The 18,997-nt window shown below is 34.1% G+C and carries 8 protein-coding genes, 1 pseudogene and 1 CRISPR repeat array (1 of these 10 cut by a window edge); all 9 genes and pseudogenes read right to left on the reverse strand.

Features of this window, described 5'->3' with window-relative positions; genetic code table 11:
- A CRISPR array of direct repeats spans window positions 1-433; the repeat unit is 36 nt; unit sequence GTTCTAAACCTCATTGATCTAACAACTATCTAAAAC; it begins 526 nt to the left of the window's first position.
- 32 nt (window positions 434-465) lie between these two features.
- Window positions 466-1,134 carry a type II-A CRISPR-associated protein Csn2 gene (csn2, locus tag AC3B7A_RS00100; protein ID WP_489755749.1) on the reverse strand — a complete coding sequence of 223 codons (669 nt, stop codon included), beginning with the start codon at window positions 1,132-1,134 and terminating at the stop codon, window positions 466-468.
- The gene (gene cas2, locus AC3B7A_RS00105) at window positions 1,131-1,436 is read right to left on the reverse strand and encodes a CRISPR-associated endonuclease Cas2 (RefSeq protein WP_489755750.1); all 306 of its coding nucleotides are present in this window, start codon (window positions 1,434-1,436) and stop codon (window positions 1,131-1,133) included. The genes csn2 and cas2 overlap by 4 nt, the downstream gene beginning before the upstream one ends.
- A pseudogene (cas1, locus tag AC3B7A_RS00110) lies at window positions 1,414-2,321 on the reverse strand (type II CRISPR-associated endonuclease Cas1). Before cas1 ends, cas2 begins: the two are co-directional and overlap by 23 nt.
- Window positions 2,322-2,579: 258 nt before the next feature.
- Complete coding sequence (cas9, locus tag AC3B7A_RS00115) at window positions 2,580-6,770, reverse strand: type II CRISPR RNA-guided endonuclease Cas9 (protein ID WP_489755751.1); 4,191 nt, start codon at window positions 6,768-6,770, stop codon at window positions 2,580-2,582.
- A gap of 345 nt (window positions 6,771-7,115) precedes the next feature.
- The gene (gene asnS, locus AC3B7A_RS00120; protein WP_489755752.1) at window positions 7,116-8,411 is read right to left on the reverse strand and encodes an asparagine--tRNA ligase; all 1,296 of its coding nucleotides are present in this window, start codon (window positions 8,409-8,411) and stop codon (window positions 7,116-7,118) included.
- A gap of 106 nt (window positions 8,412-8,517) precedes the next feature.
- Window positions 8,518-8,994, reverse strand: a complete 477-nt coding sequence (locus AC3B7A_RS00125; protein WP_489755753.1) for a cell wall elongation regulator TseB-like domain-containing protein — start codon at window positions 8,992-8,994, stop codon at window positions 8,518-8,520.
- On the reverse strand, window positions 8,991-11,765 hold the full coding sequence (locus AC3B7A_RS00130) for a helicase C-terminal domain-containing protein (RefSeq protein WP_489755754.1): 2,775 nt from the start codon (window positions 11,763-11,765) through the stop codon (window positions 8,991-8,993). Before AC3B7A_RS00130 ends, AC3B7A_RS00125 begins: the two co-directional genes overlap by 4 nt.
- A gap of 5 nt (window positions 11,766-11,770) precedes the next feature.
- Window positions 11,771-15,436, reverse strand: coding sequence for a helicase-exonuclease AddAB subunit AddA (gene addA, locus AC3B7A_RS00135; RefSeq protein WP_489755755.1), 3,666 nt, complete (start codon window positions 15,434-15,436; stop codon window positions 11,771-11,773).
- Window positions 15,436-18,909 carry a PD-(D/E)XK nuclease family protein gene (locus tag AC3B7A_RS00140; RefSeq protein ID WP_489755756.1) on the reverse strand — a complete coding sequence of 1,158 codons (3,474 nt, stop codon included), beginning with the start codon at window positions 18,907-18,909 and terminating at the stop codon, window positions 15,436-15,438. The genes addA and AC3B7A_RS00140 overlap by 1 nt, the downstream gene beginning before the upstream one ends.
- Between the last annotated feature and the right edge of the window lie 88 nt (window positions 18,910-18,997).

Genomic DNA, 18,997 nt, shown 5'->3' on the forward strand with positions numbered 1-18,997 from the left:
TTGTTCTAAACCTCATTGATCTAACAACTATCTAAAACAAAACGATCTACATAGTAGATGGTGTCAATGTTCTAAACCTCATTGATCTAACAACTATCTAAAACCGACGTTACTCAAAAAGACGCCGAAGCTTTGTTCTAAACCTCATTGATCTAACAACTATCTAAAACCAAGAGACAACTTTTTAAAAATAATTTACGTTCTAAACCTCATTGATCTAACAACTATCTAAAACTAAGAGCTAGGTAAAAACTATTAATTCCTAGTTCTAAACCTCATTGATCTAACAACTATCTAAAACAAGTAGCTGAAGCTTTGTCTCTAACAACAGGTTCTAAACCTCATTGATCTAACAACTATCTAAAACCCTTTACTGGAGTGGGTGAGCACCTTTACGGTTCTAAACCTCATTGATCTAACAACTATCTAAAACCGATTTTTTATAATCCAATTTTAATTTAGTTGCTAATACCAATCAATAAGATCTTCATCAATATAGTAGAATTGCACTTCTTGCGGGATTCTAATTAAATCCGGAGTTGCAAATTCTATCACAACGAAAGTTAAATTTAACTCATTAATTAATTGATTTATTTCAGATAGCTCCTGTAGTTCTAAGTAATTAGCGAGATTACAAACCACAGGTATTGTTTTGAGATGACAAGTCTCATGAACCTTTAGAACTGTTTCTATTATAGCACATGGATCTAATAATAATTTATGATCTAGATGTAAATTAACTAATTTGAGTAACTTCTTTAAGTCTTCATCGAAATCAATTTCTAGTGGTAAATCTTCTAACAATAAAGAATCTTGTAGTATTGCTTCTAAATTATGGAAAGCAGTAATTATTCGATTACGATTCACTTCATCTAAGCCTTCAATATAACATTTAACAATTTGAACAAGATATTTTCTAGTAATATCACCGCTTAATAAAGGATCGCCAATGAAGTCAAAAGTTTTATTAATTTCTAATTGATCATATTGATCAGTAGTACACAATAGCATTTGGTTTTGTGATTGAAATCCTTGAATTAAATCTCGGTAAACAATGGGACTCTTAGTTACTAACATCTTCAATCCGTTAGTTTGCCACTGCCATTTTTTATGTGTTGAATAAGATAAAATCATAGAATCACCGTCCTATCCGAAGTGTTACGAACATCATCAATTGGTTTACCTACTAAAAAGTGCATATCATTATATTGTTTTTCCGTAACCATTAATGATTGAACTACTCCTCCTTGAGGTAAAAACTGGCGAACGCGATTTTCTAAGAAAGTCGCAGTTTGCCGAGTAACACAAACACGCTCATAAACAGAGTATTGAATCATTAAAAAGCCTTCGTTAATTAGTTTTTTACGAAATTGACGATATTCTCTTTTTTCAGCTGCTGTTTCTACTGGCAAATCAAACATTATCATTAAGCGCATTATTCGGTACCTCATCTGTCACACTCATTTCCATTTTAATTTCATCAATTTCACCACTCAAAAATTTTAAGCAATCACGGGTATAAGTAGTAATTGCATTAGTCATTAAAGTCTTGTGACCATTAAATTTAATTTGTAAACTCAATAATTCAACTAAACCGTATTTAATATCGGGCGTAAATTCTTTAATATTATCATGAGCTTTCATCCAATAATCACTAACGGTCGAAAGGGTTCCATCAAGTCAGAACCTAAATTAAATTCATTTTCCTCGGAGTGATGGTGAATGCCTAAATAAGTTAAATAACCGTTTAAGGCAATTTCACGATCAACACTAGATAGCAAAATATTGTAACCATAATCTAAAGCAGCATTAATCGCATCTAAACTGCGTCGCACAAATTTTCGACCAAACAACGCCATAAAATATTTACGAGCCACCACAGCTTCACGATTGGTGACGTCATCTAGCTCTAAAACTTCCAGTTCAGATTGTAGTTCTTGTGAATCTATTTGATAATTATCCAGGACCACAATCTGATTTTTAATTTTGAGATTCACAATTTTAGTCCATAAAATTTTCTTACGTTGTTCATCCCAATTAAATTGTTGCTGTAATTTTTGTAAATTACGACTACCGGGATAATAATCCATCGTTTCTGTTATTGGTTGATAGTGTTCGTCTACAAAAATCACTTTGGTTTGATTTTGCGCTAATTTGCTAATCAAAGCACTAGTGATGACTGCTTGTGAAGTTGATATTAACAGTAATTTAATATCAGCAATCGGAATTTGATTGACTCCATCACGTGTTTGTACAATCATCATATTCATCGAATAAGTCAGTTTTGCATGTTGAGTAATAATTACTGATCGCCACGCCATAAATTTTAATTTCTCCTTGTCATTTAGCTTTATTCTTAACATATTAAATGTTGTGAATAGCCCAAAATTCTAAGATCCAACAATTAAATTTCAAATTAAACAATTAATTTTAATCATACAAAGTTTAAATGATTATTCCAAACCAAATTGCTGTAATTTTTATTAATTAAAAAGAGACTGGACAAAGTTAATCAATGTTCGCTTTATTCCATCTAGAATACGATCGTTAATTTAATTGTCTTAGCCTCTTTTTATGTTCTACAAATCAGATACTCGCACTCGTTTTTCAAACAAACCAGTTGGTGATTGATAAACCAATTTTGCATTAGATGAAAGAACAATCCCTGAATTTAACTTTAATTGTCCAAAATGATTAACATTTAAAAAATTGGTTGCCAGTGCATTATCGTGTAATCCATCCAATATTTGATTAATTATAACTTTTTTATCAGAAACGGAAGATTCAATAAATGAATCTCTACTATCATGAAGTTTTTTTCTAAAGCTTCTATTATCAAACAGCGGCAAATAATTATCCATTTTAGATAATATCTCATCAAAAACTTTAATCAAAAGTTGATTCTTATCTTCCGATTTTTCAAAATCTCCCTTAATAATACGCATGCTATCATCAGATAAGGTTAATTGCTTGGCGTTATAAAAATAAACCGAAGACCCTAACATAAACTTCTTATCCCCATCTAACACTACTTGTTTGTAGGGAACCTTACCTTTAATAATTGAAAAATCTTTAACTCCACGTTTACTCAAAATTTGGGCTGATAATTCCCGTTTTAATAATTGATCATGTTCAACGGATGTTTTTGCTTGTTTTAACTTACCTAAAATCCGCATAGGAACACTAACAACTCGATAAATTGACTCTTTAGCTTTATCAATCTTGATAATTGCCATATAAGCATTCGCATTACTAGAATAGCCACCATAAATTTTAGGATCCATCCCCTGAGCTTTAGGAATCAATGTTCTAGAATTAGAAGTATCACGTTCGATCTTAGGATAAATGGTCATCTTAAACATTTCTTGATCATTAGTGAAAGTCTCTCGCGAAACCAACATGTGTTTAAAACTATAAGCTTTGCGTAAAGGATCGAAAATATCAGGATGTTTTTGAAAAATAACTTCATCAGTATGCGGCCGACACAATTTTTCTGGAGCCGGTTCATCTGTTCTATCCTTACGTAATAATTGACCAATAAAATTAAAGTTATTCAATTCTTTAATCGCAGCATGATCTTGATCTGCATCAGAAGCAAATTTTTTATACTTACCATAAACAAAGAATTGACGCAATTTAGGATACATCTGATATAAATAATTGCCACAAACAGCCGACAAATAAGCATCAATCGCATGATGATAATCATTAACTGAGCGACTCTTATACAATTTCAAACGTTTGCGCAAGGAATGATTGTAGCTGGCTTTAACTGTAATAATCTCTGCTTCCGGATATTGAGCTTGTAAGATAATTGTTACCAATTTAATAACTTGACTTGTTTCGACCAATTGTCGATTAACAAAACCCGAACGCTGATATTTATTCAAATTATCAGGATCCAATAATAAATTGCTTAACTTCTTTTGGCTAATCATTCCAGCCTTTTGCCATTGTTTCCACATCGTACTAACATTCATTTGTAAATCGGGAACCATTTTTTTAGCAAATCGTTTAAATGGCACATCATTAGATTTAGCGTTATTAATCGGTGATGCTGTCAAAACACGATTAGCTAGCGAATCATCTTTGATAAAAGACTGCGGTAAAATGTGATCAATTTGATAACCAGTGGTTACTTCATCAATATTAATTCGCTGACCAGTATATGCATCACGTCCCCCCTGCATAAAGTAAAGATAGTACTTATCTTTCACTAATTGCTTATTAGCAATAGCAGATTCTAAGCCGTCTTTGATGCCTTGTTCTACTAGTTGACCAGCAGCTTTATCATAAGCTTCTTGCAGTTGTTTACCCCGTTGACGTGAAAGCTGTGGATTTTTATCCGGTTCACGGGTAAACTCAATTGCAAATTGGGCAGGTGCTTTACCACCAGCAGCTTTAACAATGTCAGCTACTACTTTAACAACTTGGCGAATTGCCTTTTTATTAGCTGGTGAAGTATAAGCATCAGCTAAAATATCCTCTAGAGAATCTGATTGATTGCTCTGTAATAAAGAAGCATTCTCCTGTTCAACTGCCGACTTAAAGCTTGGATCTTTGACAATTTGCATAAAGTTTTGTTGGCTATCCCACAAACGTCCCATGATGTTTTGACCGTTTTGATCATGTAAACCAATTAATAACTTCTTAGACAAACGTCCCCAACCTTGATAACGTAATTTAGACAAGGCTTTGATTTGTTCAGCCGTTAACCATGGAATATCCGTTTCTTGAGCTTGATACAATTTAGCTTGATAAATCGCCCGGTCTTCAAAAACAGTTGACCATTCAATAATTTTTTCTAAATCAGACTGATAGTTGGGATCATCTAATTTATCACCTAAAACATCCAATTTTCGCAGTTGGTAATAAGTTGCCAAGCTAGAATTAAATTTCTTTTCATCAGCTAAACCAGTAATGTTAACAGCTGGTAATTGATAATTTTGCTGTAAATAATCAACTAATTTCTTTTTCGAAACAGTCTTCACTTGCTTAAATAAATGTTCATAAACATCTTGTTTTACTGCAGCGGATATTCGGTGATTGTTGACCTTGATGTTGTTCAATTCGTTGAGAACCGTAAATTCTTGGTATAATAAACTACTTGCTGGTAGGACATCTTCACCTAATAAGTAAGTATCTTTGGTCGTCATTCGTTTAATAAATTGGTTGGCGGTAGCCATCCGATCAACCTTTTGGTCAAAGTTCCATGGCGTAATTTTTTCATTTGGATGCTGATCGTTACTATTTCTAATCATCCAAGCAAAATTTGCACCTGACGTTTGCCGTTGTTCCTGATTAGTAATCATAGGTCCTACATAATAAGGAACACGAAAACGAACCAACTCATCCAATTTATACGGTGCTTGACTTTGATGCTCAGTTAGAGGATTAGGTTGTGCTAAGAATGGATAATACTGACTTTGATTAGCAATAATCTTATCCAGTTCAATTTGATGAAGCTGATAAGGAATGACACCATTAGCACTAGTTCGTTGCTTGGGCATAAAAGTGTCTAAAGCTATCTTATCTAAAATTTGTTGAGCCGCTGTTGAATCATCTAAATTGGCTTTAACTTGTTTATAAAACTCATCCTTAGCTAATACTTTAGTAGTTTTAAATTGTTTTTTAGCTTTTAACAATTTGCCATGCCGATTATTAACGTACAAATCATAAGCTAAGCTTAATTTTTGAGCTTTATCGCGAGCAGGATGATTAACAATCACTTCTTTTAACAAAGCTAAATCATCTTTATGATCATTGAACTTACGTACCATAGTGGCAGACAAAGTTTTACCTTCATCAACTAATGTACTTAAAGTCACTGCCCCAAATAATTGATTAATTTCCGTGACAATCGCTTGTTGTTGATCATCAACTTGTTCGGCAATATTTGCTAATTTATCGTCAGCGTCAGTATCAGTTAATTTAAATTCCCATTCTTTTTTAGCATCTGCTTCAATATCCTGATTTAAAACAATTTCAAACTTAGTCTTATAGCCTAAAATTGCATTAGCAATTTGTTGCGCCACATTTTTCTTATATTTTTTGTTTTCTTTGGTGTCATCTGCAGCATCAACAACTAATAATTTAGCAATTTCTTTAACTTTGTTCGATTTGAATTCTGTTGGATCACGCAAAATTTCTGCGATGGAATTTGCTTTATCAGCAGCTAATTGGAGTGGTCGTTCTACATTTATTTCAGCAAAAATATTATTCAAGTTTTCTAAAGCTGATTGAACGTCAATTTTGGAAGCATTAAAATTTTTGACCGGTGTATTTTGTAAAAAGTTGCCCCGATATTTAACAATTTGATGAATAGCTAAGTAAACTAAGCGAAGATCAAATTTTTTATTTTGTGTCATTAAAGCTTGACGCAAGTGATAGATGGTTGGATATTCATGATAAAATTCTTGATCTTCTTGTGGCGTTGGAAAAATAATGGCCTGCACAGTTTTACGTTGATCCAAAGGTGATAACCCTGATTGACGCATCCGCACAAAAAAGTAAGGATCAACTTTTGCCATCTCACTATCAAAAATTTCTTCTAATAATCCTAAACGCCACTTCCGGCGTTTTAATCTTCTTCTGGTCGTCCGAAAACCTCGACGTTCAGCTGCCGAAACTCCTTCTTCAAATAAGCGTGCCCCAATGGCCGTTTTGCCTTGTAAATGTAACAATTGGTTTTTCTTATCAGTAACGGCGTAACCACATGAACTAGTCCCCATATCCAGACCCACTATGTAGTCTTGTTTAACTTTAGTCATTAAAGTAACTCCCTTCTACATAAATCAAATTCAATGATACATTAACTATTATAATATTTTAAATTAAATAAAAAAGATCAATTTTGTGAAAAGAACAATTTGTTAAAAAAAGCCATTTAAGCAGCCCGAATTTAGGATTTTAATAATGAAATTATAATCTAAAAATTTATCAACAAAAAAACTATTTCTATTCAAATAACAATAGAAATAGTTCATTGAAAAACTTACGAATATATCTTTAGTTTTACCCTTATACAGCATATTAATGAAACTAACTCTTACACGGATAACAAAAAAGATTAAACAAAAATTGTTCAATCTTTTTCATAAAATATAATCAATAAATTATGGCTTCAAGCGATTAATCATTCGTGGAAACGGAATTGTTTCGCGCAAATGATCCAAATGACAAATCCACGTAAGTGCCCGTTCTAAGCCCATACCAAAACCAGCATGCGGCACCGATCCATATTTACGTAGATCTAAATACCAATCATAATCTTCGAGGTTCATCCCCTCTTTTTCCATTTCAGCTTTCATTTTACCGTAATCCACGGCTCTTTCAGAACCACCAATAATTTCGCCATAACCTTCCGGTGCTAACAAATCGGCACAAACGTAAACATCGTCCCGATCTGAAGCCGGCTTCATATAAAATGGCTTAATTGTTTTCGGATAATTTAAAACAAAGACTGGTTGCTCAAATTGGTCAGAAATATAAGTTTCTTCTGGTGAACCAAAATCATCGCCCCATTTGATATCAAAACCACCCTTTTGACACATTTCTACCGCTTCATCGTAAGAAATTCGTGGATAAGGCAATTTAGTATAGCGTTCTAAAATTTTAGGATCACGATCCAATAATTTTAATTCATATTGACAATTATCCAAAACAGCTTGTACCAAATAGCTGACGTAACGTTCTTGAACTTGCAAACTTTCTTCTTGATGCATAAAAGCCATTTCTGGTTCAATCATCCAAAATTCGGTTAAATGCCGGCGAGTTTTAGATTTTTCAGCTCTAAAAGTAGGGCCAAAGGAAAAGACTTTACCGTAAGCCATTGCTCCTGCTTCCATATATAATTGACCGCTTTGAGATAAATAAGCTGGATGATCAAAATAATCAGTCTCAAATAATTCAGTCGTTCCTTCAGGCGCAGTTCCAGTTAAAATGGGCGGATCCATCTTAATAAAACCTTCTTGCTTGAAGAACCGGTAAGTAGCATCAATAATTTCATTTCTAATTTTCATAATGGCAAATGGTCGGCGTGAACGTAACCATAAATGACGATGATCTAATAAAAACTCAATTCCATGTTCCTTAGGGGTAATTGGAAAATCTTCACTCTCACCAATTACTTCTAAATTAGAAACTTCAATTTCATATCCAAAATGGGAACGATCATCTTGGTGAATCACACCTGTTACATAAAAACTGGTTTCTTGACGTAACTTTTTCGCTACTTCAAATAACTCTTCACCAACATCACTTTTAACAACTACACCTTGAAAAAAGGCGGTTCCATCCCGCAATTGTAAAAAAGCAATTTTTCCTGAGGAACGTTTATCTGTTAACCAAACGCCAATTTTAACTTCTTCATTGACATGATCTTTCGCGTCAATAATTCGAATTGTTTCCACTACACTGCCTCCAGTAATTCTTGGTTTTACTTAAATTAAATTTGCTGTCTGTTAAAAATTATAGCAGATCTCATACTAATTAGTTAGAGCAAATCATCTTCGATTACTATAAATTATTAATTACCTGTAAAATTTTAGTATTATTAAAATTAATCAGATAATAGCCTAAACTACGATTAGTATTTTGGTAAGTTACTTCCCAAACTAAGCGTTTTTGATCGTAGCCCAAAGCTACCTTAGTAATTCTTCGAGGATGTTGATGGGTTTGCACTGTTTGTCTGACTTGCTGGACCAAATTTTTCTTGCCCGTAAAACTATGAATTCTTCCGGTTTGACCATTAATGATTACATAACGATATTGCTGATGTTGATTAGTGCCACCCACCGTATAATAACGTTGACGCCGATTAAATTCTGAATAAAAATCAACTTGCTCTACTCCAGCATTTTGGCGAGCCACACGCATTGCTTGATTTTTAGCTGAACTATGTGGTGCTGTTATCAAATAAAATCCGCCAATTATGCAGACAATTAATACAATTATTATTCCCAAAATTAAGGAACTTTTCCACTGACGCTTCATTTTTTCACCACACTCAAATTTTGACTTAATTGCTGAACCGTGAGCTCAGTTTGTAATGTTGGTAAATTCAATTCTTGATAAATTAGTTTACCATAACTAGCGGTTCGTAAACGTTGATCTAAAAAAATTAAATCGCCTTGATCTCGTGGTCCACGTATTAGGCGGCCGACCTGTTGTTTCAGTCGTCTGACAGCCGTTGGTAAACTCTCCACTTGAAAAGCGACTTGATGCTGTTGTTGCCAATAATTATTTTTTGCTTTAACGAAAGGGTCCTCAGGCGACTCAAATGGTAACTGAGTAATTATAACCAACTGTAAATTTTGTGGTGCCAAATTTAACCCTGTACCAAAGCTTGTAGTTGCTAATAAAACAGCCGTTGGATTGAGTGCAAACCGCTTTTGCAACCGTCGATTAGATCCAGAAATTGATTGAGCTAAAAGCTCTCGATCATTATCTACCCCTGCTACTTGTAATAAACGATAAACAATTTGCAAAGACTGTAATGAATTAAACAAAACTAAAGTTTGACATGGTTTAGCTGCCAATAAAGTCTGAATTTGTTGCGCCCAAATAAAGATAAAATTGGTTTGCTTTGGTGTTGGTGCATCTGTCGGCAAATAAACCTGCAATCGTTCATCCAAGGAAAAATCTAATTGCAGACTCAGCTTATTTTTTTGGGCTATCGCTTGCTTAACTCCTAATTGTTGCAAAAAATTATGAAAACTATGCTGATATTTTAAACCAGCACCAATTAAAATGGTAGTTGTAAACTGTTGTTGAACTTCTTTCAATAACAATTGTTGATTAAAATTTTGTGTTGCCAAACTTAAGCTATTCCAATCGTGATAATCTTGCATTGTAATAATCAAGCCACAATCTTTAGCATGGGACTGAACTAATTTTAAAATTACGGCTAATTGCTGTTGTTGTTGTAATAAAAGTAAATATTCATTTTTAATTTGCTGTAATAAGCGATCCACTGCTAGTAAAGAATTAGTCTGTAACCTTTGATACAATTGCAGTAATTTAGCAATTTTAGCTAAAATTAACTGTATACTCTGATCGCAATCAACACAACAATTTAATGTTGAAGCTTGAAATTGTGCCAGTGGCAAAGCTAGCTGCACTGGTCCTTGACGGTGTGCTAAAGTTAATTGACGTTTAACATATTTACTAACAATCTCGGCCTCTAATCTTTGCAAATTAGAAGTTAATCGTTCAAAAACTTGTTGCAATTGCGTTAAATCCTCATAACGCCATGATTGCCACAAATTATCATGAAAAAATTGTCTTAATAAGACCCGGTTTTGATAAAGCAGATCACTCAAATGTTTGGTTACGGTTTTAACCGTTTTGATTTGCAATTGCGCTTGTGGAACCAACGTTTGTTGCAGTAAACTGGCTGCTTCATCAACAACAAGTTGTTTGGAATGCTGAAAAATTTCAGAATCTAAATGCTTTAAGAGATAACTTTGATTAGTAACTATTAAGGAACTATGTTGCACTTGCTGCAATTGTCGTTGCCAAAAATCATATTTAATAAAAATTCCTGTGGTTCGATGACCGGAACTTTTGATTAGCCTAAAAAATTCAGTTTGCAGATTAGTTAGATTCAATTCTTGCAAATTACCCGTAGTCGTTTGTGTTAACCAGACTAAAATTTTCAACAATAATAACTGAGATTGCCGATTTTTGGTTGTTGTCATTAATAAATGATAGAAATTATCTAAATCTAAATAATCTTGTGGACTAGATAATTGTGTCACTGCGTAATGACGTTGCCTTAATTGTTCAACTTGAAGCCAATCTTCTTGCAAAATTTGTTGTTGCAATAATTTAGTAGCTGTTGCCACAACTACTTGCTTTCCCTGATCTAATTGATAGCTAATTGGTAATAAATAACCTAGCGTTTTCCCTAATCCCGTTGGCGCATCAACTAATGCCAACGGCGGCTCTTGTGTTAATTTACGATTAATAAAATTCATTAATTTGGCCTGTTGGGGGCGCCACTGTATTTGGTCTTGAAATAAGGCTAATTTTTGCTTTCTAGTCGTTGGAAAAACTGAGGACTGCAAAAAATCAGGTTGCCCTTCGTGCGGTCGTCTTAAAACAATTTGATGAACCTCAATTAAATCAGGAGACAATTCTAATTGTTGATTAAATACCAGTTGGGCAGTATTTCGAACAAAATCTCCCGTCTGACGCAAAAAATTGTCTGCTAACTTGACTAGCCAACGTAAAGTCGGTAGCGGTAAATTCAGTAACTGTTGCCGTAATTTGACAAATAAAATTGCCGTTGCAGCTGCGTCACTGTCAGCTTGATGCGGTGAAAAATGATCAATTTGTAAATAACGTGTCAGATCACTCAATTTAAAACTAGGTGCTTGAGGAAATAAAACTTGTGCTAATTCGACTGTATCAATTGCTGCACAATTTAATCTTGGCCAACCTGCAGCAACCAATTCCGATTGTAAAAAGGGAAAATCAAATTCCACATTATGTGCCACGAAGATTGAATTTTGTAACAATTCAAAAATTTGGGCGGCAAAATATTCGAATACTGGCTGTTCTTGTAATTGCTGATTAGTAATACCAGTCAAATGACTAATTCGTTCTGTAATATGGCATTGTGGATTAATCAAAAAAGAAACGTGTTCTTTTATTTGCCAATTCTCAATCACAACTGCCGCAAATTGAATAATCCGATCATGTTCTTGACGATTGGTACCTGTCGTCTCTAAATCAACTACTACATATTTTTTCTTTTCCATACTTCCTAGTTTACCTTAATTATTTGATTAACGGATAAGAAACATAAAAATTTATTTACAACTGGCAATTGTAAAATATTTTGTGCCGCAGTTTGATAGAGATTAAGCTGCCCAGAATAACGTTCTACTGCTTGTTTTAATGAGTGTTCACCGGTTAATTTATTCAAATCCAAATAATCAGTTTTATAATCAAAAATTGTAATTTGTTGCTGATTAATGAATAAACCATCAACAATCCCGTGAATCAAAATTTGATCCGTGCCTAATTGCTGCTCAGCAAAGATTTTTTGAGCTGGTAAAACCATGGCAAAGGTCCACTCTCGTCGTAAAGTTGCTTGATTAGCTAAAATTTGTTGACCTAATGTAGAATTATAAAACTGCGCTAAACTCCAAAAGTTAATTTTGGCCACAACCGCAGCGCTCAAAACTTGTTGTTGAATTAACTGCTTAGCTAAAGCCTCGAAATCTTGTTGCGTCGGCTTTTGTTCTAAGGAAATTTTTTGTAAAAGCAAATGTGTTGCACTACCAACATCAGCTGGTGAGACTGCGCTTTGTTCTTGAGTTAAAAAACTAGGCCGTCTAAAATCATTTAAAACATATCTTTGACCAAATTTTTGATCAGAAGTTAAATCTAAAGTCGGTAAATTCTGATCATCAGGATTAGCAAATAAATGCTTAATTTCAGAAACCGATTGATAGGCAGTTGTTCTGGTTGCTATTTGCTGAGGATAGTGAAAATCAAGAATTTTCCGAGCCGTTTGTTCAAATAAGGAGTTTTCAACCTCCGTTACTTCCACCTGCTCTTCTGGCACTGGGGTTGCTGGATTCATGGTTTTAATCTGCGGTGCATTTAACCATTGGGCCTTAAAATAAAAGGTACTCTGGGCTTTAGCTTTAATTTCTTGTTTAAAAATATCTCCATTCAATGCTAAAATGGGCTGAATAATATCCTGAAACGATTGAAAACTAGAACGCAACCCAACATCTAAAACTTCTTGAGGATGCTCTAATCCCAAATGCCATTTATCAAAGGCAGCTTGTGGCTCTTCTTTAGTTGAACCGACCAAAATCAACTTTTGTTGGGCTCTAGTCAAGGCTACATAGAGTAAGCGAATTTCTTCCGAAAGCAATTTATTTTTTTGACTTGCTTTTAAAGCCGTCAACGGTAAAGTTTCATAAAAAATTCTCGTTTGTGGATCTAAATACTTAATGCCTAAGCCTTGTTGTGTGTCTAACAAATAACGTTTTTTAACATCCATCACATTAAAGCTATGATCAATATTTAAAACAAAGACGACTGGAAATTCCAAACCTTTACTACCATGAATCGTCATAACTTGCACTTCATCTTGGCTGTCATGATATTCAACTGGTTGCGCTAAGTTTTTCTTTCGTTCTTCAATATGTTCAATGAAATGAATAAATTGGAATAAACCCTTAAATTCTAATTGCTCGAACTCATCTGCATACTGATACAAAGCATGTAAATTAATTACCCGTTGTGGGCCATTAGGCATCCCTTGAACATAAGATAAATAACCCGTTTGCAAATAAATTTGCCAAATCAATTCGGCCAAACTAATTTTGGGAGTTAAAGTCCGAAATTGTGTTAGTTGTTGCATAAATTGTTGGACTTTATGTGTTAAGCGCTGGGCAAATTCATTTTTTTGATTATAGTCTTGATCAGCAAGATAGCTTTCCAACACCTGATAAAAATTTCCGCCGCGCTGATTAATTCTTAAATAGGCTAATTCGTTTTCATCTAACCCCACAATGGCTGACCGTAACACGGCGACAAGTGCAATATCTTGTTGAGGATTATCAATAATTTTTAACATTGACAACATTACCTGAACCTCAGTTGCTTGAAAATAATTAGCAGCGTCGTGAACAATAATTGGCACCTGAGCTTGATTGAATTGTTCGATCAAATCATTATTCAAACTTTTTACACGTGTCAAAATCGCAATATCACCATAACGCAGGGTTCGCAATTGACCTGTTGTTGGATCAGTTACTTGAAATTTATCTGCCATTAAAGTTTGAATCTTTTGAATAACTAACTGAATTTGTGCTTGTTCATTAGTCAATTGGTCCTGTTGCAAAGTTGCTTGCCGCAAAAATAGAAATTCCGTAGTGGCATCTAATTCAGCATTAAACTGACGTCCTGCTTGTAATTGTGCCGTTTGGTCATAGTCAATTTCCCCAATTTCTGAATCCATTACGCGGCGAAAAATTTCATTCACAGTAGCCAAAACATTAGGATGTGAACGAAAATTATCAGTTAAATTAATTAGCTTTCCTACCTGATGATCTTTTTTCATCGCCTGATACTTATTGGTAAATAAAAATGGTGCTGCTTGACGAAAACCATAAATTGACTGTTTGACATCACCAACCATGAATAAATTACTAGGATGAGTCCGCTTAATTTGTTGAATAATGGCTTCTTGCAGCGGATTAGTATCTTGATACTCATCTATTAAAATCTCATCAAATAAATTTTGATAATATTCTTGAGCCACATTTTTCTCTTGATAATTGGACTGCAAAATTTTTAAAGTATAATGTTCCAAATCGTTAAAATCTAAGCTATGCTGTAACTGCTTTTGCTTTTGAAATTTATTTAAAAACCGTTGTTCAACTTCAACTAATTTAGTAATTAACTGTTCACTTTTTCTTAAAACTTGACACCATTGATCATTGTCTAAAACGAAATATTTGTATTGCCACTCCTGAATCATTTGACTAACTAACTTCTTTTTAACCTTAAACGGTTCAGAAATACTAGCATCGGTCTTCGACTTGATTCGTCCAGTCAAAGTTGTTAAATTTAGTACCTCTTGTCGTAATTGATTCCAAGTCAAATTATTTAAATTAGTTAATAAATCATAAATTTGTTGTTGTAACGTTTTAACACTAGTTTGGTAATTCTGTAATTCAGCAAACATTTCTACTTGCTGGCTTAAATCAGCTAATTGTAGATTCAAATAATGCAACTGTTGTGTTAAAAACTTAATAAAATAATTTTGATAAAAATTAGCCGTGGTAATTTCAGTTTGAACTTGATAGTCAGTGGTTAAATTTTGTAACCATTGTTGTGGATTTTGATTAGTCAAAGCAAAGTCTGTCAAACGAAAAAGTAAATTCTCTACCTCACTATCATCATTACCAGTCGCAAAGTTATTTTCTAAAGCCAGAAAGTCCTGATCTTGTTCTTGATAATAAGCATTACGAACTTGTTGCCAAGCCCGTTCCTGCAACAAAAATCGTTCATTATCATCACTAAGCAAACGAAAAATTGGATCTAAGTCAATCAAATAATAAAATTTTCGAATAACTTGCAAACAAAAAGCGTGTAAAGTACTGATATTAGCTCCTGGAATTCGTGCCAATTGGGCTCTTAAATGTTGTTTAGCAGTCTGAGTAGTTGTTATTTTGGCGGTCTGTTGAACCTGCTGAAGCAAACGCTGTTTCATTTCTTTAGCTGCCGCTTCCGTAAAAGTTACTACCAATAAGTGATCAATTGATTGACCTTGTTGGAGTTTTTTGACAATTCGTTCCACCAAAATTTTGGTCTTACCTGCACCAGCAGAAGCTGACACTAAAACATCTTGTCCGTGAACAGTCATCGCCTGCAATTGGTTGGGGGTTGGTTGAAATGTTGCCATTAATTTTGCTCCTTTCGTTGATTTAATAATTGAAAGAAAGTTTTTTTATCTAAACTGGGTAATAAGCGGTAATTATTCTCTGGTAACATGGCATCAAACTGCATAATTGGTAAATAATCACTATACTGCAAAGTAGTCTGCTGACGATTAAGTCGCACCGGACTGATTTGATTCTTTCCTTTTAAGATAGCCGTTGCCGCTTGTTTAATTAATTCTTTATCCCATTCAACCATCTGTGAAAACTGTTTTGCACTAACAACTTTCCGGACATTAACACGATGGTTTTTCGCAATTTGAAAAACTTGTGAAGATTGATCCAAAGCCAAAGGATCTAAAGCAGCAGTACTCAGTCCGTCATCAATAATCAACCCTTTGTATTGATACTTTTTAAACCATTGCTTAGAAGCTTGGCTTAAATCACCCTTTAATTGCTCTAAATTAACGGTCGGATCTTGTAAATGAAAGTAAAAGCCCCCTGCTGGTGACATCTTGTCCGTAAATAATGAGGGATCATTTAATAGACTAGTTAAATAAGTCATCATCTGCAAATTCAAACCAGTATAAAATTCTTGAAAACTAAAATCTTTTTGACCAGATTTATAATCAACGACAAAATAATAATCGGGATTGCTAACGAGCTGATCAATTCGATCAATACGTCCTCGGACAATAACACTTTTTCCCTCACCTAAAGCTAAATTTAAGGGTTCTAAATTGTGTTCAGCACCTACTTGTCCAAAAGTTACTTCTGTCTTCAATGGATAAAATTGTGCGCTTTGAGCCTGCCGTCTTAAAACTTCCAGAGATTGTTGAACAGTTTTAATCATCTGCTGTTGAATAAATTGCTCATCATGCGAAAAAATTTGGTAAGCTGGTTGTTCCAAAACTTGGCGTACAACTTGCTCTGTAACTTTTTGTAATTGATCTGCTTGTAAATCAGCCCACTTTATTTGTTGTTTTTGTAACTGTTTAACCGTTAAATCCATTACTTCGTGAAAGAACGTTCCCTGATTGGCAGGCGTGATCTTAAATTCCGTTCGTGGTTTTAAGCGTAAACCATACTTGAGAAAATATTCATAAGGGTTACGATAAAATGTTTCTAATTGTGAAATCGAAACCGTCAGTTGAGAACCATACAATTCCGTGCTCAATTGTGTTTGCAGAGGTTGAGCCACATTTTTATAAGATAAACCGCGCCAAATTTTAGATAAATATAAGTTAGCAGTATGTGAATCAAACAAAAATTTTTTAACTAATTGCCAAGGTTTGGCAACTTTTATTTGTTTAGTTTTACTGTGGCGATAAACGGCTAACAAATGATCAGCAGTTACTAACGGACTACCTAGCAACTGCAAAACTGCTTGCTCTGAAGTCGGAGTTACAAAATCAATTAGCTGTTCCTTAATCTTAAAATGGTGTTTGAGTAAATCAACATATGGTGACAACTGAACTGGTGTTTGATTCTTAGTTTTAGCATAAGTAAAAATCAAACGTTGCGTACTACTTAAGAAGGCCAAATCATGCAAATAAGGTTCAAAACTATTCAATTGTTCTTTGGTCTCAGGCAAAGTCTCAGCACTTGTTAACAGCGGCTGAATCGCTGACAAGTCATCATCACTAAATAAACCGGAAGTTTCATTAACTCGGGGCATATCTTGATCATTAGCACCTAAAATAATGGTAATTTTTCTTCGATTAGTTTGAATTGCGCCTAAGCCCGAAATTTGCACTGCATCTAAAGATGCTGGAATGGTTAAATATTGTGCTTCTTCAAACCCATTATCCAAAACTAACAAAAAGTCTTGCATTTCAAACGTTTGTTGTCCAAATAAATCAACAAATTCATCCAAAATTTGGACAAAAGTATTAACGATTTGCTCAGGTTGTTGACTTAAAGCCAAATTTCCTTGTTCAATTGCCATGTTTTCCCATTGTTTCAAATTCGCAAAAACTTGCAATTCATCTAATAGTTGATACAACTGGCCGCAAGCTTTTTTAACCGTCATTTGACTATGAGTGAAACTCTTAACTGCCTGATAAGTTGCTTTAATTAAGTGTTTAATAACATTCATTTGTGAAAATTGGTGTTCAATTACTGTTGATGGATGGTTGGCATTAGTTTGGAAATCTGTCTTACTTAACCAATCATGAGCTCTTAACCCATGTGCCAAACAATAATTATCTATCCAATCAACTGCTTGACGATACTGTTCTAACGTCCAATTTTTAGGAACCAGTAATTCTGTTCGCAGTAAGCGCATAATGTCACGATACTGCAATTGATTCTGTACCAAAGCAAATAAACTATCAATAACATCTTTGAAAGCATGATCACGCATCGAATGTGGTAAATCAACAAAATAACTTAAGCCTTGATTTTCAAAGTAGGGATTCAATAATTGTTGATAATCTGTTAAATCACGCGCTAGTACTAAAAAGTCACGATACCGATATCCTTGAGTTGCCACTAATTGTCGAATGTAAGTTGTGACTGCTAAAATTTCCTGCTGCTTAGTAGTTGCTTGCCAAACTTGTAAAGAACTGTCGTCTGTTAATTTTTCTGTCTGAAAATTGCTCAAATTAGTATTTTGAGCAATCCAAAAGTCCTCCACTTTTGCCAAATCAGCGCTAACACGTAATGTTGATGCTACTTGGGTAGTATAACTAACGTCTACTTGACGAGCAGTCTTAGTTAACCATTGAAATATTTTTTGGGACCTTTGAAAAAATGGTTTTTCTACAGATTGATCAGCCACTGGTCGATCCAACGTCAAAGCAATTTCTACCGTCTGAGCACGCTTTATAATTGTCTGTAAAATTTGTAATTCTTGGGCGGAAAATTTTGTAAAATCACTAATAAAGTAATGGACTTTGGCTTGATTATCATCCGTCTGTAAATATTGATTTAACAAGGATAATAATTGTTGTTCATCATTATAATGGTTGTTGACTTGCTGCCAGTACTTTTCGTAAATGAGACTCAAATCCAATAACTTTAATTGCAGATCTCCGGTCACCTGAATATTTTCAGCGATATTTTGTAAACGCATAGGCGAAATTTGATTTTGAATTAAAACATCAATTTGTTGTTGTAAAGTTTGAATAAAACCAATGCGCCTGACTTCGCCCCCATACAAATTCAATTTGGGAGCTAGTTCACGAATAATCGCCGATAACAACATAACCTTAGTCGTTGCTGTTAGTTGTGGGCTTTGGTAAATTGGTTCATTTCTCAAAAAATACCAGGCCAAACGCGTAAAAGAAAAAACTTGTAATTGATTTGTAGCCAAAATTTGTTGAGTATCTTGTTTTAAATTTGTTAAAATTTGGACCTCACTTTCAAATTTAATATGGTCAGGTACTAACCAAATAAATAAATCCGCAGAATTTTGTTGCAATTGCTGTTTTAAATCAGCTAATAAAATGGCCTGCTTATTTTTTTGAACAGTACCTAAAACTAATTTCAATGACATACAAACCCTCCTTAATTAATCTAACTACCAGTAAAGGATGCGGATTAACTTAAAATTGTGTAAAATAAGAGACTATGAGAAAGGTGAT

The sequence above is a fragment of the Bombilactobacillus sp. ESL1202 genome, from assembly GCF_058107125.1.